Here is a 20,280-nt window from a genome sequence, read left to right on the forward strand (position 1 = left end):
TCCACCGCGACAACTTCCCTGTCGTCTGGTCGACCTGTCGGCGCTGGCGTTGGCGCTCGCTGGTGAAAATCCGTTTTCGCCGTTGCGAGCTCGTCAGCTGCCTGTCAAATGTGATGCTACTTCAGCGTGGCCGTTTCATTGAGGTTGGAACTCAGCCAACCGCGCGGCCACTTTCTCTAAGATTCGTAATTCTTACAAGGGCAACCCTTGACTCCGTTTCACCCGATTGCGGTGATTCACCAGGATCGTCCCGATTTCCGCGAGTCGTCGTCAGCGTGCTAGCGGCTACTCGTCGTTTCGTAGCTCGTAGGTTGCATTTGGCGTGCCGCGTTGGATTAACCAACTCGTCGAGCGAATCGTTCAGCCCATTTCAGGCTCAGTTCTTCGGTTGAAAGCCGGATCAGGGCACGGTCTCCCTGGTCGCTTCGTTGGCCGTTAGAATGTCGAACTTGCCGCCGGCGCTTGAATGCTAGCGGACGATGCGTCGCAGGCCCCGATCGCAGTGCGCGGCGGTTAGGCTGGCGCACGACAAGCTCTCGCTTCGATGACGACATTGCGAATTCCTAATTTCCAGTCACCCACCTCCCCCGCCCTATGCCCCGTCGCCTGCTCGTAACCTCCGCCCTCCCCTACGCCAACGGCCACATTCATATTGGCCATCTGGTCGAGTACATCCAGACCGACATCTGGGTCCGCTTCCAGAAGCTGTTCGGGAACGACTGCCGCTACATGTGCGCCGACGATACGCACGGCACGGCGATCATGATCCGCGCGCGGCAAGAAGGTCGCAGCGAAGAAGAGCTGATCGCCGACATGCAGGCGGCCCACGAACAAGACTTCGCCGGCTTCGGCATCGAGTTCGATAACTATGGCAGCACCCATAGTGAAGAGAACCGCGCGCTCTGCCATGAGATTTGGGCGGCGATTCGTAAGGCGAACCTCGTCAAGGAAGAGTCGGTCGAGCAACTATTCGATCCGCAAGCGGGGACGTTCCTGGCCGATCGGTTCGTGCGCGGCACGTGCCCCAAGTGCAAGTCGGCCGACCAGCCGGGCGACAACTGCAGCGTCTGCGGCCACCACTACACGCCGATCGAGCTGATCGATCCGGTGAGTACGCTTACGGGCTCGAAGCCGGAAGTGCGCTCGGCGCTCCATCTGTTTATCGAACTCGAAAAGCTGCACGGCTTCCTCGCCGAGTGGACGCAGTCGGGCGATCACTTGCAGCCGGAGATCGCCAACTACTTGCAGGGGCACTTCCTGGGCGACCCGCTGCGCGATTGGGACATCTCACGGCCGGCGCCCTACTTCGGCTTCGAGATTCCCGACAGTCCCGGCAACTACTGGTACGTCTGGTTCGACGCCCCGATCGGCTACATCGCCAGCACCTGGCAGTGGTGCAAGCGGAACAGCCAGAAGCTAGACGATTGGTGGAAGTCGCCCGACTGCGAGGTCCACCATTTCATCGGCAAGGACATCACGTACTTCCACACGCTCTTCTGGCCTGGGATGCTCAAGACGGCCGGCTTCAGCTTGCCGACGAAGGTCCACATCCACGGCTTTCTCACCGTCGACGGCGAGAAGATGTCGAAGAGCAAAGGGACGTTCGTCCGCGCTCGCACCTACTTGAATCACCTCGACCCGTCGTACCTCCGCTACTTCTACGCGACGAAGCTCTCGTCGCGCGTCGACGATCTCGATTTGGCGGTCGATGAGTTTATCGCCAAGGTGAACACCGATCTTGTTAATAAGGTCGTCAACCTCGCTAGTCGCACGGCGAAGTTCGTCGAGAAGACCGGCCTGTCGGCGAAGTATCCCGACGACGGCGGCCTGTTCGCCGCCGCCGCGGCCTCCGGCGACGAGATCGCCGCGGCGTACGAAGAGTGCGATTTCAACAAGGCGATGCGTTTGATCGTGGCGCTCGCCGATCGTGCGAATCCGTTCGTAGAAGAGAACAAGCCGTGGGAGTTGCGGAAGGATCCGGCGAATGCCGAGCGTTTGCAAGACGTTTGCACGATCGCACTCAACTTGTTCCGCCAACTGGCGATTTATCTCGCCCCCGTGTTGCCGAAGCTCGCGCAGCAAACGGGCGAATTGCTCAACAACCCCATCACCTCTTGGCAGCAAGCGGCGACGCCGCTGATCGGCACGCCCGTCGCGAAGTTCGCCCACATGCTCCAACGAGTCGAAGAAAAGGACCTGCTCGCCATGATCGAAGAAAGCAAAGAAGAAGCTGCCGCTGCCACTCCCGCCCCCAACGGACTGGCCGCTTCAGCTGCCAGTGACCCCTGGAACGACTCGGGCGACGCGCTCGCCGCCGAACCCCTCGCTCCCGAATGCACGATCGACGATTTTGCGAAGGTCGATCTCCGCGTCGCCCGCATCATCTCAGCGGAAGAAGTCCCCGATGCCCGCAAGCTGCTCAAGCTGCAACTGAGCCTTGGCGGCGGCGTGACGAAGCAAGTCTTCGCGGGCATCAAGGCGTACTACGAACCGGAGCAACTCGTCGGCCGACTGGTGGTGTGCGTGGCGAACCTCGCTCCGCGGACGATGAAGTTCGGCGTGAGCGAAGGGATGATCGCTGCCGCGGGCGGCGGGACGGAGGCTTACCTGCTAACGCCTGATTCGGGCGCGAAGCCGGGGCATCGGCTACACTAATCGCGAAGTCCGTTTAGCCCCCGGTCACTGACCGGGGGCTAAGGACGCGATCATCGCACCGGTCATTTGCTCTTCACTCGTCTGGAGCCAACTCATGAGCGGCGTTCGGGTTCTCGTCGGCACGCGCAAAGGGGCGTTCATCCTCACGTCAGACGTTCGCCGGCAGAAATGGGATGTCTCCGGCCCCCACTTCGGCGGGTGGGAGATCTACCACATGAAAGGCTCGCCGGTCGATCCGAACCGGATCTACGCATCGCAATCGAGCAGTTGGTTCGGGCAGGTGATCCAGCGTTCCAGCGATGGCGGCCAGACGTGGGAGCCGGTCGGCAATCAGTTTGCCTACCAGGGAGATCCCGGCACGCATCAGTGGTACGACGGGACGCCCCATCCGTGGGAGTTCAAACGGGTATGGCATTTGGAGCCGTCGCTCACTGATGCAGACGAGGTCTACGCCGGCGTCGAGGACGCGGCGATCTTTCGTTCGCGCGACGGTGGGCAGTCGTGGCAGGAACTCCCTGGCCTGCGGGCGTGCCAGGGGCCGAAGTGGCAGCCGGGCGCCGGCGGGATGTGCCTCCACACGATTCTGCTGGACCCGCAGAATCCGCTGCGCATCTTCATCGCAATCTCCGCGGCGGGCGCGTTTCGCACCGATGACGGCGGCCAAACATGGCGGCCGATCAATCAAGGGCTGCGATCGGAATACATTCCCGACCCCAACGCCGAGATCGGCCACTGCGTCCATCGCATCGCGCTACATCCGTCGCGCCCTGAGGTCCTGTTCATGCAGAAGCATTGGGACGTCATGCGCAGCGACAACGCCGGCGACCTGTGGCGCGAGGTGAGCGGCAATCTGCCGAGCGACTTTGGCTTTCCGATCGACGTCCACGCCCACGAGCCGGAGACGATTTACGTCGTGCCGATCAAGAGCGACTCGGAGCATTACCCGCCCGAGGGAAAGCTCCGCGTCTATCGCAGCCGCACTGGCGGCGACGATTGGGAGGCGCTCACCAACGGGCTGCCGCAGCAAGATTGCTATGTGAACGTGCTGCGCGACGCGATGGCTGTCGATCGCTGCGATCCGTGCGGCGTCTACTTCGGCACCACCGGCGGGCAGGTTTACGCCTCGCCCGACGGCGGCGACAACTGGTCGGCGATCGTCCGTGATCTACCGGCGGTCACGTCGGTGGAAGTCCAAACTCTGTAATGCAACGGCGGCGATTGCTCGTCGAACTGATCGTCATGGTTCGCGTCATCTTACCGCTGCATCTGCGAACGCTCGCGCAAGTCGACGGCGAAGTTGAACTCCCCGTCGCGGGCGAACCGACGCAGAGAACGATTCTCGACGCGTTGGAAGCCCGCTACCCCATGCTCCGCGGCACGGTCCGCGATTACAGCACGCAACAGCGGCGGGCCTTCCTGCGTTTCTTCGCCTGCAACGAAGACGTCTCGCATCAATCGCCCGACGAGCCCCTCCCCTCCCCCGTCGCGAGCGGCATCGAGCCCTTCATGATCGTTGGCGCCATCGCTGGCGGCTAGTTCGATTGATCCCGAAACCGTGCGGCCGATAGGCTGCGAGAGCATTAGCTCAGCGCCTCTGGCTCACACGTCCGCGAGAAAAAGCCGTCGAGGAATTGTTTCCTCGACGGCTTGCCAGACTAATCGTGCTGAATGCCATGCGGCCGTTACTTACGGATGCGAGCAACCGCGCAGACTCCGATTGCGAGCAGCAACGCGGCTGACGGCTCAGGCACGGCGCCGATCGCACCGACGGCGGCGCCGGCGCCAAACTGGGTTTTCCAGACGCTTAGGTCGGTGGCGTTGACGTTGCCGTCGCCGTTGGCGTCGCCCTGGGCAGGTCCGCCGGCGGAGCCCGCGCTGCGCTGCCAAATTAAGAAGTCGGCGCCGTCGACCAAGCCGTTGCCGTCGAAGTCGGCGTCGTCCGCGGCCACCTCGCTCAGCACGTCGAATGAGATCCCCGCAACGCCCGCGTTGCCAAACGAATTGGCTCCCGCCATGACGCCGATCGCAAAGGTGTCCCCCTCTTCAGCGCCGATCACGTCGAAGAAGTGCATATCGACAAAGCGATCCTTGAGCGGCCCGGTCAATATGCCGCTGCCCAGCGGCGTGCCGATCGGCGTCGTCCCGTCGAACTGTTGCAGATAGACCTGCGCCGGCGCAAAGTTCTCGCTATCGCCGCCGCCAGTCATCACGCCAACGCGGAATGCAGCCGGTGCGCCGGCGCCAACGGTGAAGCCCCAGCGGCCGGTCGGCTCTTCGGTCGGGTTGTTGCCGAAGATATCGCCGCCGTCGAGGAAGCCCATCTTCACGTAGGGATTCTGGCCGGTGACCGGCACGCCTTCACCCGCCTCAGGATAGTTCGTGCCGTCGAATGTCCAATGGCGCACGCCATGTTGCAGCACCGGATCATCGATCAGCGAGTAGCCGTACCCGCCCGCCATGCGCGTCGATAGCGGCTGCGAGGCTGCCACCCATGAAGGGGTGCTAATGATGTTCGGGTAAAGCGGATCCGAACCATCGGGATTGAGATTCGGCTGGCCTCCCAGCTCGTTGGCGTCGGGATAAGTAAACGTCGTGCCGAAGAGCGCGTACCCCGCCGTTCCGTAATAACGATTCGGCGAGTCTTGCGACACGGCGAAAACGTTCGCTTCCGTGTCGCTGCGCCAGTACGCCGTGACGTAAGGTAGTTGGCCCCCAGGGAAAAACCCGTTGTCAAGGTTCGCCTGCGATCCGGCGAACTCCAGCGTCACCGCCGCCGTCCACGGCGCAGCGCTCATGGTCATGACGATCGCCAAGGCGGCCGTACACGATAAACGATTCATTTTCATATCATGCCTCTTGAAGACTGAACTGTGCTTCTCGTTCACGAAAACTTGCAGCGTGAGTCGGCATGGCTTGCCTCAGGCGCCGACCAATAGCGCATGTGACGCCGCGCGCTCTACCGCCGGCGCCGACCGATGACCAATGCGGCCGCGGTCATCACGAGCGCCATGCCGGCGGTCGCTGGCTCCGGGACGACGATGTCGAAGGCAAAGCCGGCCACTCCCGCGCTGCCGCCGGCTTGGCCGCGCACCATGAAAATGAACTGCTCGCCCGGTTGCGCACCGTCGATCTCAAACACGTGCATGTCGACGAATCGGTTTCGCGCGACGGCGCCGCTGGTGGCCGGAGCCCCGACAGGTGCGCCTCCGGCAGTTTGTTGCAGCATTACTTCCGTCGGGGCCCAGATCGTCGCGTCCAGTCCGTCGGTCATGACGCTCACGCGGAACTTTGCCGGAGCGCCGGCGCCAACCTCAAAACCCCAACGCTCTGCCGGGGCGACGGCCGGGTCATTGCCCGTAAGCGTTCCGGTTCCATCAAGAATGCCCATCTTCACGTAGGGCGCTTGACCGCTTGAGGGCGGCGTTTGCGACTCGCCCCAGTTCCAGTCACGGACCCCGTTCGTCAGTTGCGGGTCGTCAATCAGCGAGTAGGCCCAGCCCCCCGCCTTGCGGCTCGAGAGAATCTGCGAGCCGCTCACGAAGCTGGGCAGGTTGACGATGTTCGGATAAACGGAGTTGTCGGTCGGGTTAACAAAAGCATTGCCGCCCGTGGCATTGGCATTGGGGTAATCGAATCGCGTGCCGAACAGTGCGTAACCAGCCGATCCGTAGACGTTATTGCCGTCGCCGTCGAGCGGCTTGGCGTGGTAGTCGCTCCGCCACGGCGCGACGACATAGGGGGTCGACCCGCCTGGGAACAAATTTGTCAGGTCGTAGTCAGTACCGACGTAGCTCAGCGAGGCAGCCGGTGCGTCCGCAACGCAAAAAAATCCGGCGAATACCGCCGCGAACAAGTACTTTAACGCCTTCTTCATGAGATCAGTTCCTGAAACAAGGATGAAAAAAGAGATTCGTTGCGAACGGCAGTCGCGATCAACCAGATAAACGTCGGGGAGACGCCGTTGACCTTGCGGGGTGGCGACGCAGCAAGTGAAGAGGTGCCGCCTCTCGTTGCTAGGACTCGACCCGCCTCTTTGATGATTGAGGAGGGGTTCCAGAATGTCAACCAGAAAGTCATAAAACGGACAGGTTAAATTTCTCAAGTCAATGTGAAATCTGCCGACAATGCGGTCCAACGTTCCATCGATAAATGCCCTAGTGCTCAGGCGTCCGGCACGCCGTCAATCATCGCGAGTCGCTGGGCGATTCAGCGGGTAACGCGGCTTCAAGTCTCGTTGCGTGCCGCCGAACGCGTCGATCGGACCGCCGTTGATCGCCGGCCGGTAGTCAAGTCAGCGGACGTTGCCATCGAACCCGCCCATTGACGCCTGCGCGACGCGCATCCGCGTCGCACTCGCTCTGCGCACATTCTTCGTAGCATCAAGCCCGCTTCGTCGCTTGAACCTTCACCGCCGCGGCGCCTTGCTCATGCCGCGGCTAACCTCGAAGGAGTATCGCGATGAAGATTCGATTGTTTTCCCTGGTGGCTCTGCTCGTTGCTTGCGTCACCCCCTCACTCGCCAGGGCGGCGATTGTCACGCTCGATGCCAGCAAGGATGGGTCCATCTTTCAGAACAACGTCAACAACAGCAGCGGCGCTGCAAACGGGTTGATCGTGGGGACCAACGCCCAGAGTTCGCCGCGCCGCGCCGCCATCGCCTTTGACGTGGCGAGCGCCTTGCCTGCGGGAGCCGTCATTCAGAACGTGCAACTCAACTTGGTGCTCGGAGGCGTCGCGGGAGGCGGCGGCGGAGGAGGCGGTCCGGCCAACGTGACGATCGGCCTCCATCGACTTGCCGCGAACTGGGGCGAAGGCGCGGCGCAGCAACAAACGCCGCCAACCGACGGCCTTGGCGGACAGGGACAAGGCGTCGCCGCCGGGGCAGGCGACGTCACGTGGAGCTCGAACTTCCACGGTTCGTCGCTTTGGGCGACGCCAGGCGGCGACTTCACCGCGATAGCGAGCGCCTCGGCGCTGATTGACGCGCTGGTCGGCGGAACGAAGTCGTGGAGTTCAACCGCAGAACTCGTTAGCGACGTGCAGAATTGGTTCGACAATCCGAGCAGCAATTTCGGCTGGATGCTCATCAACGAGGACGAAGCGACGGCGAACACCGGCCGCACGTTTTACTCGAGCGACGTCGCCACGGCGGCACTCCGGCCGCAATTGGAGATCACCTACGAGGTGATTCCAGAACCGAGCACATTGCTGCTCGGCGTCACGGCGGGGCTGGTCAGCTTGGTCATTCCTGGCCGCCTTGCTCGTCGCGAGTCACGCGGCTAGGCCGCCTTCAGAGATCGCTGCCAGCCCGGTGCTTCGATCGGGCGCTGATCGAGCGTCCGTTCGTGCTCCACGCCTAGTGCGGTCGGCGTCGCAATCGCCCGACGGAGCCCGGGCTGCAGAGCAGTTCACGCTGTCGTCGCTTCATTTGCATATGAAGCCAATAACAGTCTTCAGTTCACTCGAATCTTCTTCATACCAGAACACGAGAAAGGCATTTCAATGAAACGATTCCTCTGGATGCTGGCGGCCGTAGCCGCCCTGCCTGGGCGGCAACCGGCGATGGCAATGACGATGACGCTCGGAGCCAAGCAAGATGCGACGATGTTTCAGAACAACCCGGACAACGGCAGCGGCGGCGGCAACGGACTCTTTGCCGGCACCAACGGCGCTCAAACTTCGCCACGACGGGCCCTCATCGCGTTCGACGTTGCGGCGGGGTTGCCGAGCAGCGTCGTCATTCACGATGTTGAACTCACATTATTTTTGGGTCAGTTCCCCAACGTGGGTGCCGTCGCCTCATCGACCATCGGGCTGCACCCGGTGACGAGCAGCTGGGGCGAAGGTCTGACGCAACTGCAGACGCCCCCAAACGACACGTTTGGCGGATTGGGGCAGGGGGCCGCGGCGCTCGACGGCGACGTCACTTGGAACAATCGTTTCCATTCCGCGACCACTCCCACGGCCTGGACCAACCCCGGCGGCGACTTCGAGCCAACGAGCAGCGCCAGCACCGTCGTCACGCGAAATCTGAATACCGGCTATGTCTGGAACTCAACGGACGCACTCATCGACGACGTCCAGGGCTGGCTCGACGCTCCGCAGTCGAACTTCGGTTGGATGTTGAAGAACGCCGACGAAGTGACGCCCGCGACCTTTCGCGGATTCTATAGCTCTCAGACGGCGACGCCGCAGTTGCGACCGCATCTAACAGTGTCATTTTCGTTGCCCGGCGATTTTGATCACAACGACGCGGTCGACGCTGCTGATCTGGCAGCTTGGCAGTCGAACGTCGGCCTGGGGAGCGGCGCGCTCCACTCCCAAGGAGACGCCGATCTCGACGGCGACGTCGACGGGGGCGACTTCCTCGTCTGGCAGCGCCAAGTCGGACAGACGCCAAACCCACCGGCCATCGCCGCGATCCCCGAGCCCGCAACCATTGGCCTGCTATCGATCGCCCTGGCTGCAGGAGCATGGCGCCGCCGTACCCGCCAACAATCCGCGAGCTAACTTCCAGGCCCCGGCCTCGCCGAAGGCTGGCAGACGACTTCAACATTAACTCACGCTACAAGGAACAGCTTCCGTGCTTCGTCCATTAATACGCATCGTTACACTCCTGTCTCTGATGGCCCTCGCCCGCGACAGTCGCGCGGCGATCATCACGCTCGGCGCCAGTCAAGATGGAACCATTTACTCCAACCACGTTAACCGCGGCAGCGGCGGCGGCAACGCTCTGATCGTCGGGACGAACGGCCGCGACGCGCCCCGACGGGCGCTGATCGAGTTCGACGTGGCGGGCCAGATCCCGCAAGGGGCCGTCATTCAGAACGTCAAGCTCACCATGGTGATGGGCCAGTTGCCGACGGAGCCCGAGGAGTTCGCCACGATTGAATTGCATCGTCTCTCCGCAAGCTGGGGCGAAGGGACGACGCAACAGCAGAACCCGCCCAATGACTCTTTCGGCGGCATGGGACAAGGGGCCCCGGCCCACGACGGCGACGTCACCTGGAGCTCGCGCTTCTGGGGATCGCCGCCGACGCCGTGGGCGACCTCCGGCGGCGACTTCAGCGCGGTCGTGAGCGGAGCCGCGGCCATTGGCTTGCCGATCGACGTTCCCTATTCGTGGGAATCGACCGCGGGCATGGTCGCCGACGTGCAGCAGTGGCTCGACAATCCGGCCGACAACCATGGCTGGATTCTGAAAAACGTCGATGAGACGAGCATGTCGACCTTTCGGGTCTTCTACAGTCGACAGACCGCCACGGCGGCGTGGCGTCCGCAATTAACGGTGGAATATCAGATAGTTCCCGAACCGGCTCCCCTGGCGATGGCGGGCATGGCGTTCGCCGGCTGCGCCGTCGCGACGACGAGGCGCTGGCAACGAGCAACGAGGTAACGCCACGTCCCCTCCAGCCCCCGGCTCCGCCGGGGGTCGGTCAGCATCCCGATCAGCGTCGTCCTGCGTTGCTATACCCTCCCGGAGGAGCCGGGAGCGGGAGGGGATAACGCTATTCCGGTTTTAAGGACAGGCTCAATCGCAGAGAAACCGCAGCAATCGCCTGCGAAGCTGTTCAAGCTTGGCCGCGCGAGTTTGACACTCCCACACCACCAGCACGCTCCACCCGAGGCGGCGGAGTTTGCGGAGACTGCTGCGATCGCGCGCGACGTTGCGGTCGAACTTGGTTTGCCAATAGTCAATTCGCGTCGCTGGCGTCGACCGGCCGGCGAGGCAAGCGTGGCGATGCCAGAAGCAGCCGTGGACAAAGATCGCCTTGCCGAGCCGCGGCAGGACGATATCGGGCTTGCCTGGGAGGTCGCGTCCATGGAGGCGATAGCGGTAGCCCATCGCGTGGATGAGTCGGCGAACGATCAGTTCGGGCGTCGTATCGCCGCTCTTTACCGCGCGCATGACGCGGCTCCGTTCAGTGGGTGAGAACTGGTCGGGCATGGGGTGTAGTCAGGAGTCAGGTTACGGCGGCAGGGCAATTGATGGCTCCTGATCTCTGACTCCGGACTCCTCTCTTCGAGCCTTCAAACACCGGCGTCAGCATGTGACGATCGATCCACTCGATGACCGGCACGCAAACGGCGTCGCCAAACCCGAAGAGGGCTTGAATGGTGTTCGTGGGCAACGCATAGTCGCCGGCGCCTTGGAGGCGGGCGTACTCGCGCGGCGTCATCCAACGCATCCGCAATTCGCCGTCGACAATCGCCAACACAATCTGCTTGGCGCTGCCGCCGCGCGGCGTGCGAAGGCAACCGGCGACGCCGTCGAAGCGGACTTCCATCCGCTGCTTTCCCTCGCGCACGCGACGGAAGGCGGTAAGCGCCAGCGGCGGGCCGCCGTGAGCTCGCAACAACTCCACCTGGCGGCTGTGGCGGTCGAACATCATCGCGGAGTGACGATCGACTTCCGTCTGGTTCCACCACGGCTGATCGTCGCCGAAGTCGATGACGTCGCTGATCGACTGCGGCGAGCGACGAGGGTTGCCGCAGTCAATCGTGGCCCAGCCGGTGGCGGGTTCGATCGTTTCCATGGCGCCGCGCAGACGCGCCGGACGGAGGCGGTCGGCGCGGTCGATCGCCTTTTGCCAAGGATCGTCGACGGCGCCTAATTCAACATCGGCCGCTCTGACGACCAGCGGCGGCGTCAGCAGTTCTGACTGGTAACCGACCAGGAACATCCGCGGCCGACTCTGCGGAACGAACCACTGGGCGTCGATCACGAAGCTATCGACCCAGTAGCCGAGCTCCGCGAGCGCGTGGATCGCCGTGGCGAAGTCTTCGCCGTCGTGCGAGGTGAGGAAGCCGGGGACGTTCTCCAGCAGCAGCGCCCGCGGCCGGCGGTCGCCGAGTTGCTCGATTACCTGAAGGAAGCCGAAGAGCGAGCCCGATTGTTCGCCGGCGAGGCCGCGGCGTTTGCCGGCCAGCGACATGTCGGTGCAGGGGAACGATGCGGTGGCTAGGAATGGTCGGCCCGGGATGCGTGCCAGCACTTGGTCGACCTGCCAGACGTCCCCTTCGTGGTAGTGGGGCGACGGGCCGTAGTGCCCTTCGTACATCTGCCGCTTCTTGGCGTCGATGTCGTTCGCATACCGGCAGTGCCAGCCACTGCGGCGAAGCGCCTCATCCACTAAGCCGATCCCAGCGAAGAATTCGCAGAACGTCTTTTCGCTAGGGTCATCCGTCAACGGTACGAGCCTCCTGCGGCCGCGTAACAGCGGCGGGCGATGTGCGCTAGCATTATAGAGTTCTCGCCGGCAAATGCACTGGGGCGATGGAATGCTCCGGGCGACGGTAGACGGCGTCGGTTCTATCGCCGCTCGCCGTCGGTCATTCGCTGATTTGCTAACTCTCCGCCGCGTGCGATACGATGGTGAAGCCGCCTCTCCCCTTTCGCCTCCGGAATTATCGGCGATGAAATTCTTTGCACCGGCAACTCGCTCGACCATGTTGGCGTTGTGTCTCTGGGCGATTGCGGCCCATGCGCCCGCCGCTGACGGCACGGCGGCGACGCCGCGCCAGATCAACGACTTCACGCTCAACGACCATGCCGGCGCCAAGCGCGCACTCGCCGAGTGGAGCGACAAGCCGGTGATCGTCGCCGTCTTTCTAGGGACTGAGTGCCCGCTGGCGAAGTTGTATGGACAGAAGCTGGTGGAGATTGAGAAGCAGTTCGCCGATCGTGGCGTGCAGTTCATCGGGATCAATTCGAACCAGCAAGATACGCTCCAGGAACTTGCCGGCTACGGGACGAAATTCGGGATCACGTTTCCTTTGCTGAAAGACCCGGGCGCCAAGATCGCAGACCAGTTTGGCGCCACGCGCACGCCGGAGGCGTTTGTGCTCGACCGCGATCGGGTGATTCGTTACCAGGGGCGAATTGACGACCAGTATGGCGTCGGCTCGGCCCGCAATGCGGCGACGAACACCGAACTGGTAAACGCCATCGAGGCTCTGCTGAGCGATAAGCCCGTCGCCGTGGCGACGACTCAGCCGGTCGGCTGCCTGATCGGGCGCCGCACGCCAAGCACTTCCAGCAGTGATGTAACGTACGCCAAGGACGTGGCGCCGGTGCTGCAAAATCGCTGCATCTCCTGTCATCGCGAGGGACAGATCGCCCCCTTCGCGCTGACGGAATACGAGGACGTGGTCGCTTGGGCCGACATGTGTCTGGAGGTGATTGACGACGGTCGCATGCCTCCCTGGAGTGCGAACCCCGCGCACGGCGAATTCGCCAACGACGCGCGCCTCGCTTCGGCAGAGAAGGAACTATTCCGCCGTTGGGTGGCCGCTGGCACGCCGGAGGGTAATCGGGACGATCTGCCGCCGGCCCGCCAGTTTGTCGAAGGTTGGCAAATCCCCAAGCCCGACGCCGTCTATGCCATGCCGGAGGAGTTCGAAGTTCCCGCGAACGGAACCGTGCCATACCAATACTTCATCTGGGACCCTGGATTCACCGAGGACAAATGGGTCTACGGCGCCGAGGCTCGCCCCGGGAACCCCGAGGTGGTCCATCACTTGATCATGTTCTACATCCCGCCGGGACAGGAGAAGCCTCGTCCGGAGGATCCCCTCTTCAATGCGATCGCGGCGTTCGCGCCGGGCATGCCGGCAGTTATCGGACCGGAAGAGTATGCGCTGCGCATTCCAGCCGGGTCGAAGTTGGCATTTCAGGTCCACTACACGCCCAACGGCAGGGCTACGACCGATCGCAGCTCGGCCGCAGTGGTGTTTGCCGACCCGCGTAAGGTGACGAAGCAGGTTCGCGTTGCGGCGGGTCTCAATTTCAAGTTCCTGATCCCGCCGTTCCATCCGAACTACCCGATTGAGGCGGAGAAGAAATTCAAAGAGGACACCTATCTCTACACGATGACGCCACATATGCACTACCGCGGCAAAGCGTTTCGGTTCACTGCGCACTACCCGGACGGCAGCGAGGAAATCTTGCTGGACGTGCCCCGATACGACTTTAACTGGCAGATCATCTATTTGCTGAAGGAGCCGAAGCTGCTCCCGGCCGGCACGGTCGTCAAGCTGCATGGCCACTTCGACAATTCGGCCAATAATCCACTGAACCCCGATCCCGCGCAGTTTGTCCGGTGGGGCGACCAGACCTGGGACGAGATGATGCTTGGAAGCATGACCGTAAGCGCGGCGAACCAAGATCTGCGCGCGGCAGGAGGCCCGTTGGCGGGCTTATCCGACGATCATGCCGGCGGCGAATGACGCAAGTTTTTATCGGTAAAACGATCACTAAGTCGTGATTTTGTTGATCGCCCCGGCAGGACCGGGAAATCGCGCAGTTGGCATGGGGCAGACTGTCGCAACGGCCGACACGGACTTGGCGAAACAGTTAAACTGGGTGGAATGCTGCGCATTTTGTAGCCATTCTATTTCGCGGGCCGTAACTCTTGGTCATGCCCTAACTTAGCGCTGATCCCCCCAGATATCGCAACAAAAATGCGACATTCTGTGCGTTTTGCGGAAGCGTGTTTGCGCAGCAAATCAGTCGCAAGGGTTGCGGTCCACGTTGCGATCGGTTTAGCCTGGGGGAACTTCGTAATCACGACACCCTCCCGTTTGGCGTCGTCTGACGTTCACTGATTGAACGACGACGCTCCTTCCTCCCCGCGATCGCCGCGCAGGCGGCAGTCTAACGCGACGATCGCCAGTCCCCTGTGGAGACGATTTCGATGGCAAGCCGAACAAACAATCGCATGGCCCGCGGTTTCACCTTGGTGGAACTCTTGGTGGTAATCGCCATCATTGGCATGCTGGTCGCCCTGCTGTTGCCGGCGGTCCAAGCGGCTCGCGAAGCCGCGCGACGCAACTCCTGCGTCAACAATCTCAAGCAGATTGGTCTGGCCGTGCAGACGAATCACGACTCGCAGAAGCAATACCCAATGGGTCGCGACAACACCGTGCAAAGCTCCACCTCGTGGGCCTTCCGGCTGCTGCCGTACTTGGAAAAGGCGAATATCTTTCAGTCGTTTAACAAGAGCTTTGACGTGTTCGATCCGGCTAACTCGACCGCGATGCGAACTCCAGTCGAAACCTACGCCTGCCCGAGCCGACGTACGGCTGCCGCTGATCGCGACTTCGACAACAATGATCAGCCGCCAGTGGTTCGCGCCGCGGCGACCCTCGGCGACTACGCCGCAGTCGCTGGACTCGACTACATGAACGGCGTCATCGCCGTCCCGGGCGGCCCCGACGGCGGCGCCCGTCCCGACCTTCGCCCCGACTCGACCGAGAGCGGCGCCATCTACAGCTTCTCGAAGATTCGCGACAAAGACGTCACCGACGGTCTGTCAAATACCATCGCCATCGGCGAGAAGCACAAACCGCAAAATCCGACGAACAACAATCCCGACATGCTCCACTACGAGCAAGGCGACAACGCCTTCCTCGCCGGCGACTCGCCCAAGACGATTTTTGCTGGCACCCGCTTCGGCGGCGCGGACAGCAAGGTCTCGGGGATCGCTCAGGGGCCGGACGACGGCGCGAACACGAAGTTCGGCAGCGAGCACAATGGCCTGACCCACTTCATGTTCCTGGATGGCCACATCAAGGGGCTGAAGAACGATATCGACTATCAGGTCTTCAACGCGGCCGGCACGATCGGCGGCGATGAGATTATTCCCGAGGATGCATTGTAGTCAGCGATTGACGAAACGAGATCGCAGATTACTCGGAGCCGTCGGCGAAAGCCGGCGGCTTTTTTTGTGCAATTGCCTGATTGCTTGAGGTGCTTTCACGGGTTGATTAAGTGCATAAGTCCATCTGAAAAAAGTTTGCGAGCTTCGGGACGGGGGCTTATACTCCCAGTCTTTGACCATTCTCTCGGTATTATCAATCTGGCTGGTTTGCTCATGAATCATAGTCGTCTCGCCTATCTAACTTGCCTGGCGTCCTTGCTGTATGCCTCCGACGGGCTGGCTTTCGTCGCTCCTCCGGCAAACGGAGTGATCATCAACGAAACGTTCGACGACTACGTCGATCAAGCGGCGTTCGAGGCCGTTTGGACGCCGACGGCGCCGCCTCTGATCGATCCTGAAACTCCTCCACCGCCGTACGGCATTCTCGTTCCGCCGGGATCCGGGGTGGTTCCGCCTCCTTACGACTTTCCACCCGGTGTGCAGGGGCAGGCGGCGTTCATCCAGAACCGCCTCAACGTCTATGCCGGTATGCCGGGCCTGCTTTGTCGGAGTTGCAGACGCTCGTTCCGACAATCGAAGAGCCGATCAGACTTTCGGCCGACATGTTTGACGACGCGTTGCCGAATAAGCGCGTCAGCGTCGGTATTCGCAGTTCCACGGAACCTATCAACATCATCGAACTCGGTCGTTGGAATGCATTTGCGCCTGATCCCACCGGCGGATTGGCTCCGCCTCCTAATAACGGCCAGTCGACCGGATTCGCATATCGCGTCATGAACTTCGGCCCGCCGTCTTTGCCGTTGGTGCAGCAGCCGAATTTTCAATACTTTCCGCTCGACCCGAGTTTGGATAGACCATTTGACGCTGACGCCCTTGTCACCCCGGCCGACATTGGCCCGGGTTGGCATCGTTACTCGGCGACCATCGGAGTGAATTTCGTCACGTTGATGTTAGACCTGTTTCGCGACGGCCTGAACAATGCGACGGGGCTTCCGGGAGTCGATTCCGAGGTTACCTGGAGCATAGTTCCGCGCGGCTCCGCGCCGTTTGACAGCCTTCGCATTGGCGCCACCTCCGGCGTCACGAGCGTCTCGGGCGCTGTGGTCGACAATATTGTCTTGGAGCGCGTGCTATCGATTCCGGAGCCCGTCGCGTTGACGATGGCCAGCATGGCCGCCTTGGCAATGGCTTGTAAGCGACGCCGCCGTTAAAGCCATAGCATCAGCCGGCCGTCCAGCATCTCCGGCAGCGCCCGGCGCACCATCCGTTCGACCGACGCCGCGCCGTAGCGCGTACTCAGATGCGCCGCGATCACCAATTCGTTCTTGAACCGCTCGCGCCGATCGACGAAGTCGTCAAGATGCATGTGCCCGAATTTGTGGATCTTTTCCTTGCGGTGCTCGGGCGAGACGAACGTCATTTCGCAGATCAGGATCTTCGCGTCGTACATCGCCGGGCAAGCGTCGAGCCCGGCGGGAGCCGTGTCGCCGGCGTAGGCCACCAATGGCTGGCGCACCTCTTCGGTCACCGCCGTGCCGGCCATGCGCAAGTCGCGAATCTGGTCGCCGCTGAGGTCGCGGTACTCGGTCTTCAGTTTGTTGCGGCGATCCCACACGACGTATCCGAGCGACGGCACCGTATGCTTCGTGGCGCTAACGGTGACGACCAGTTCCCGCGAGAGTTCGATCTCGTCGCCCGGGGCGAGCGGGCGGAGGTCGCACGGCATCCGCCCGCGGTCGAGACGCACGAAGTTTTTGAGAATCTCCTGCACCGGAGCGATCGTCTCCTGCGGCAGGTAGATCACCGGCGGCTCCATCTTCATCATCCGCCGGCGGGCGACGTACACCGGCAGCGCGGCAATGTGGTCGAGGTGCCCGTGGCTCACGAACCACGTCTCGGTCCCCATGAATCCCCACGGCTGCGCGCCGAGGTCGAAGCCGATGCTCAACTCCGGCAACCGCCAGTAGCTCTGCACCGCCGCCCGCGAGTACCCCTCGATCGTGAGCGGTCCATGCTGAATCGTTTTGAAGGGGGCGTTGTCGATCATCAAGCGAAGCGGCGGGACGAGGATGCGGCAGGCGTTGGGGGACCTCCCAATGTAGAGGTAGACGGCGCGCCGCGAAAGGATGTTCACGCGAGCACGCGCTTAGCCCCCGTAAGTGACCGGGGGAGAATCGCCCAGCGGCGCCGTCACGCCGCTGCGGCGGCTTCCATCGCCTGCGGCGGCAACACCCAGATCTCGCCGAACAGCTCTGCCTGCTCGACGCCCGCATGATGATGACGTATGAGCTCCAACAGCGCCAGAAACAACCCCACCATCCGCGAGCGGTGCATCCCCGGCTCAAAAAAGTCCGTGAACAGAATCCGCTTTTCCGTGGCAAGTCGTTCCTTGATTCGCTCCATATGGACTTCGATCGGCGTATCGTCGTAGCGAATCTTGGCCGTCGCCTCGACGCTCTTCTGCTTGATGACGCGGTTGAAGGCGCTCACCAAATCCCATAGCTCCACTTCGTGGATCGGTTGATTGGCCGGGTCGCTCGGACCGTCGTTCAGGTCGTCGACGCGGCGCTCGAAACGCAGCTGCCACTGCCGGGCACGTTCTTCCAGCACGTTGGCCGCTTCCTTGTAGCGCTTGTACTCCAGCAGCCGGGCGACGAGCTCGTGTCGCGGGTCATCGACCGGCTCCTCCTCGATCTCGTCATGCCGCGGCAGCATCAGCCGCGACTTGATCTCCATCAGTTGCGTCGCTATTTCAAGAAAATCGCCGACGGCGTCGACGTCGACCGCTTCCAGCACCGCCAAGATCTCTAGGTACTGCTCCGCGACCCGCGCAATGGGGATTTCCAGCACCTCCAGCTCGTGCTTTTTCACGAGGTAGAGCAGCAGGTCCAGCGGACCGGCGAACATGTCGAGTTGAACGCGAAAACGCATGGGGCTACAACTGCATGGGGCGGGCGATAGCTGGCGCCGCGGGATTATGGTGAGAACGCCGGTCCGCGACCAGAGCAGCGACACAACTAGCTAGCAGACGATCGGCGCGGCGCATTTTCTGCCCCAGCGCGGCGTCGTCAGATCGAAACGATGGACGAACAACGCCTCTGGGCCCCGTGGCGGATGAGCTATATCGCTGGCGACAAGTCAGCGGAATCAACCCTCCAGAAGCCGATCGCCTGGCTTCCCGGCGCCGACCATTCCTGTTTTATCTGCAAGGCGGCCGCCGCCTATAACGACGAAGCTGCCGCCCGCAGCCAGAATCTTGTGCTGGAGGTGAGCAATCACACGATTACGCTGCTCAACCTTTACCCCTACAACAACGGGCACCTGCTTGTCTCGCCGCGGCGGCATGTCGGGGAGTTTCACCAGCTGACTGACGCCGAGCATCTGGAAGCGATCAAGTCGCTGTCGCACTACACGCAACTCTACCGCGAATTGATCCGGGCCGAGGGATTCAACATCGGACTGAATCTCGGTCGCCCCGCGGGGGCGGGCGTGCCCGGACATCTCCACTGGCACCTCGTGCCGCGCTGGAGCGGAGACAACAACTTCATGCCCGTCACGGGCGACTCGCGGATCATCTCGCAATCGCTCAAGGAACTGTGGGAAGCGATCATGAAAGCGGGTAACTAAACCACCAAGGCTCGAAGACGCCAAGAAGGCGCCAAGAAAACAGCAGTAAATAATTGAACTCGCATTTCAAGAAGCAAAGCGGGCTATGCTTCCTATCGTCGAACAAAGCCTAGAATGACGAATCTCCTAATTTCCTCCTTCGTGCCTTCCTTCGCGTCTTCGTGCCTTCGTGGTTAATCCTCTCCTCCCAGACGCCGAAACCCAGCTCGCCCCCTATGCGATGCATGGCCGCGATACGGCTGGTCGCGTCCACGCCGAGCCGACGCACCCTTACCGCAGCCCCTATCAGCGCGATCGCGATCGGATCGTCCACTCCAGCGCCTTCCGTCGCTTGGCGCACAAGACCCAGGTCTTCACCGGCGCCATGGGCGACTACCATCGCTCGCGCTTGACCCACACGCTCGAGGTCGCTTCGATCGCCCGCACCGTCGGTCGCACGCTCCGGCTCAACGAAGACCTGATCGAAGCCCTCGCGCTGGCGCACGACATTGGCCATCCGCCGTTCGGCCACGCCGGCGAAGACGTCCTCAACGAGTGCCTCGCCGATCACGGCGGCTTCAATCACAACCGGCAAGCGCTGCGCATCTTCGAACTGCTGGAAACTCGTTATCCCGACTTTCCGGGACTCAACCTCTCGCGCGAAATCCTCGCCGGCCAGCAATCGCGCAGCGATAAGCTTCGCCCTGTCGACTCTGGCGGACGGCTGCTGGAAGTCCAGACGGTCGACGCCGCCGACAGCATTGCCTACAACGCACACGACGCCGACGACGCGGTCGAGCTTGGCATGATAGAGATTGCCGAACTCGACGCGTCAGCCGCGTGGCGAACGGCCGCCGCGAACGCCCGCCGCCGCTACGCCGCGCTCGACGCCCATCAGTTTCGTCGGGCCGCGGTCCACGAACTGATCGATCTCTTCGTCAGCGATCTGATCACCGTCTCGCAGCGTCGCCTCGCCGAACTCGACCCCTCCAACGCGCTGATCGCGGCGTTCCAGCCGCAGGCCATTGTGGCCTCGTCGGCCGAGTTGAGCGAACTGAAGCTGGAACTGCAACGGCTGCTCTTCGATCGCGTCTATCGTCACCCCATCGTGCTCGATCAACGCGCCCGCGCGGGCGCCGCGCTGCGGGAGATGTTCTCCCAACTTGTCGCCCATCCCGCCGCGCTGCCCCGCCGGTTCGCCGCGGTGGCCGAATCCGAGGGAATCCATCGAGCAGTCGGCGACTGTCTGGCGTGCATGACCGATCACGCCGCGCTCGAAGAACACGCCCGCCAATTCGCATAACCTGCCCGCTCGACCGGCGCAACCCTCCCGCCGCCGCCCCCGCTCATCGTCGGA

Annotated in this window: 17 protein-coding genes; 11 read left to right on the top strand and 6 right to left on the bottom strand. The window is 62.4% G+C overall.

What is annotated here, in order from left to right:
* The first annotated feature begins 594 nt into the window (after positions 1 to 594).
* From metG to I41_RS03530, 3 genes are all read left to right on the top strand, one after another.
* On the top strand, positions 595 to 2,655 hold the full coding sequence (metG, locus tag I41_RS03520) for a methionine--tRNA ligase (protein WP_145430951.1): 2,061 nt from the start codon (positions 595 to 597) through the stop codon (positions 2,653 to 2,655).
* A 94-nt stretch (positions 2,656 to 2,749) separates the two neighbouring features.
* Positions 2,750 to 3,859, top strand: coding sequence for a WD40/YVTN/BNR-like repeat-containing protein (locus I41_RS03525; RefSeq protein ID WP_145430953.1), 1,110 nt, complete (start codon positions 2,750 to 2,752; stop codon positions 3,857 to 3,859).
* Positions 3,859 to 4,191, top strand: coding sequence for a MoaD/ThiS family protein (locus tag I41_RS03530; RefSeq protein ID WP_246133795.1), 333 nt, complete (start codon positions 3,859 to 3,861; stop codon positions 4,189 to 4,191). The genes I41_RS03525 and I41_RS03530 overlap by 1 nt, the downstream gene beginning before the upstream one ends.
* Positions 4,192 to 4,337: 146 nt before the next feature.
* Here the strand turns inward: I41_RS03530 and I41_RS03535 are convergent, their stop codons facing one another.
* Both I41_RS03535 and I41_RS03540 read right to left on the bottom strand, forming a co-directional pair.
* On the bottom strand, positions 4,338 to 5,495 hold the full coding sequence (locus I41_RS03535; protein WP_145430957.1) for a dockerin type I domain-containing protein: 1,158 nt from the start codon (positions 5,493 to 5,495) through the stop codon (positions 4,338 to 4,340).
* Positions 5,496 to 5,611: 116 nt separating this feature from the next.
* Positions 5,612 to 6,529 carry a hypothetical protein gene (locus tag I41_RS03540; protein ID WP_145430959.1) on the bottom strand — a complete coding sequence of 306 codons (918 nt, stop codon included), beginning with the start codon at positions 6,527 to 6,529 and terminating at the stop codon, positions 5,612 to 5,614.
* A gap of 584 nt (positions 6,530 to 7,113) precedes the next feature.
* Between I41_RS03540 and I41_RS03545 the strand changes: the two genes are divergently transcribed.
* The 3 genes from I41_RS03545 to I41_RS03555 all read left to right on the top strand — a co-directional run bounded on the left by I41_RS03545 (position 7,114) and on the right by I41_RS03555 (position 10,051).
* On the top strand, positions 7,114 to 7,938 hold the full coding sequence (locus I41_RS03545) for a DNRLRE domain-containing protein (protein ID WP_145430961.1): 825 nt from the start codon (positions 7,114 to 7,116) through the stop codon (positions 7,936 to 7,938).
* A 219-nt stretch (positions 7,939 to 8,157) separates the two neighbouring features.
* Positions 8,158 to 9,165, top strand: a complete 1,008-nt coding sequence (locus I41_RS03550) for a PEP-CTERM sorting domain-containing protein (protein WP_145430963.1) — start codon at positions 8,158 to 8,160, stop codon at positions 9,163 to 9,165.
* Between the two features lie 73 nt (positions 9,166 to 9,238).
* On the top strand, positions 9,239 to 10,051 hold the full coding sequence (locus tag I41_RS03555) for a DNRLRE domain-containing protein (RefSeq protein ID WP_145430965.1): 813 nt from the start codon (positions 9,239 to 9,241) through the stop codon (positions 10,049 to 10,051).
* Positions 10,052 to 10,186: 135 nt separating this feature from the next.
* Here I41_RS03555 and I41_RS03560 read toward each other — a convergent pair whose 3' ends face one another.
* Both I41_RS03560 and I41_RS03565 read right to left on the bottom strand, forming a co-directional pair.
* Positions 10,187 to 10,603 (bottom strand): very short patch repair endonuclease, encoded by a 417-nt coding sequence (locus I41_RS03560; protein ID WP_145430967.1) that lies wholly within the window; start codon positions 10,601 to 10,603, stop codon positions 10,187 to 10,189.
* Positions 10,604 to 10,619: 16 nt separating this feature from the next.
* Positions 10,620 to 11,846 carry a DNA cytosine methyltransferase gene (locus I41_RS03565; RefSeq protein WP_168206655.1) on the bottom strand — a complete coding sequence of 409 codons (1,227 nt, stop codon included), beginning with the start codon at positions 11,844 to 11,846 and terminating at the stop codon, positions 10,620 to 10,622.
* A gap of 226 nt (positions 11,847 to 12,072) precedes the next feature.
* Between I41_RS03565 and I41_RS03570 the strand changes: the two genes are divergently transcribed.
* From I41_RS03570 to I41_RS03580, 3 genes are all read left to right on the top strand, one after another.
* Positions 12,073 to 13,884 (top strand): redoxin domain-containing protein, encoded by a 1,812-nt coding sequence (locus I41_RS03570; RefSeq protein WP_168206656.1) that lies wholly within the window; start codon positions 12,073 to 12,075, stop codon positions 13,882 to 13,884.
* Positions 13,885 to 14,351: 467 nt separating this feature from the next.
* Positions 14,352 to 15,317, top strand: coding sequence for a DUF1559 domain-containing protein (locus I41_RS03575; RefSeq protein ID WP_145436244.1), 966 nt, complete (start codon positions 14,352 to 14,354; stop codon positions 15,315 to 15,317).
* 542 nt (positions 15,318 to 15,859) lie between these two features.
* Positions 15,860 to 16,528 (top strand): hypothetical protein, encoded by a 669-nt coding sequence (locus I41_RS03580; protein ID WP_145430973.1) that lies wholly within the window; start codon positions 15,860 to 15,862, stop codon positions 16,526 to 16,528.
* Here I41_RS03580 and I41_RS03585 read toward each other — a convergent pair.
* Together I41_RS03585 and I41_RS03590 are read right to left on the bottom strand one after the other, a co-directional pair.
* Positions 16,525 to 17,364: an MBL fold metallo-hydrolase gene (locus I41_RS03585; RefSeq protein ID WP_145436245.1), complete on the bottom strand. Its 840-nt coding sequence runs from the start codon at positions 17,362 to 17,364 to the stop codon at positions 16,525 to 16,527. The genes I41_RS03580 and I41_RS03585 overlap by 4 nt on opposite strands.
* A 143-nt stretch (positions 17,365 to 17,507) precedes the next feature.
* The gene (locus tag I41_RS03590; RefSeq protein WP_145430975.1) at positions 17,508 to 18,248 is read right to left on the bottom strand and encodes a segregation and condensation protein A; all 741 of its coding nucleotides are present in this window, start codon (positions 18,246 to 18,248) and stop codon (positions 17,508 to 17,510) included.
* Positions 18,249 to 18,398: 150 nt separating this feature from the next.
* On the opposite strand from I41_RS03590, the gene I41_RS03595 reads away from it, so the two are divergent.
* The gene (locus I41_RS03595) at positions 18,399 to 18,944 is read left to right on the top strand and encodes an HIT family protein (protein ID WP_145430976.1); all 546 of its coding nucleotides are present in this window, start codon (positions 18,399 to 18,401) and stop codon (positions 18,942 to 18,944) included.
* 169 nt (positions 18,945 to 19,113) lie between these two features.
* The gene (dgt, locus tag I41_RS03600; RefSeq protein ID WP_210421102.1) at positions 19,114 to 20,226 is read left to right on the top strand and encodes a dGTP triphosphohydrolase; all 1,113 of its coding nucleotides are present in this window, start codon (positions 19,114 to 19,116) and stop codon (positions 20,224 to 20,226) included.
* Positions 20,227 to 20,280 lie beyond the last annotated feature (54 nt).

This window comes from Lacipirellula limnantheis, assembly GCF_007746075.1.
GTDB lineage: Bacteria > Planctomycetota > Planctomycetia > Pirellulales > Lacipirellulaceae > Lacipirellula > Lacipirellula limnantheis.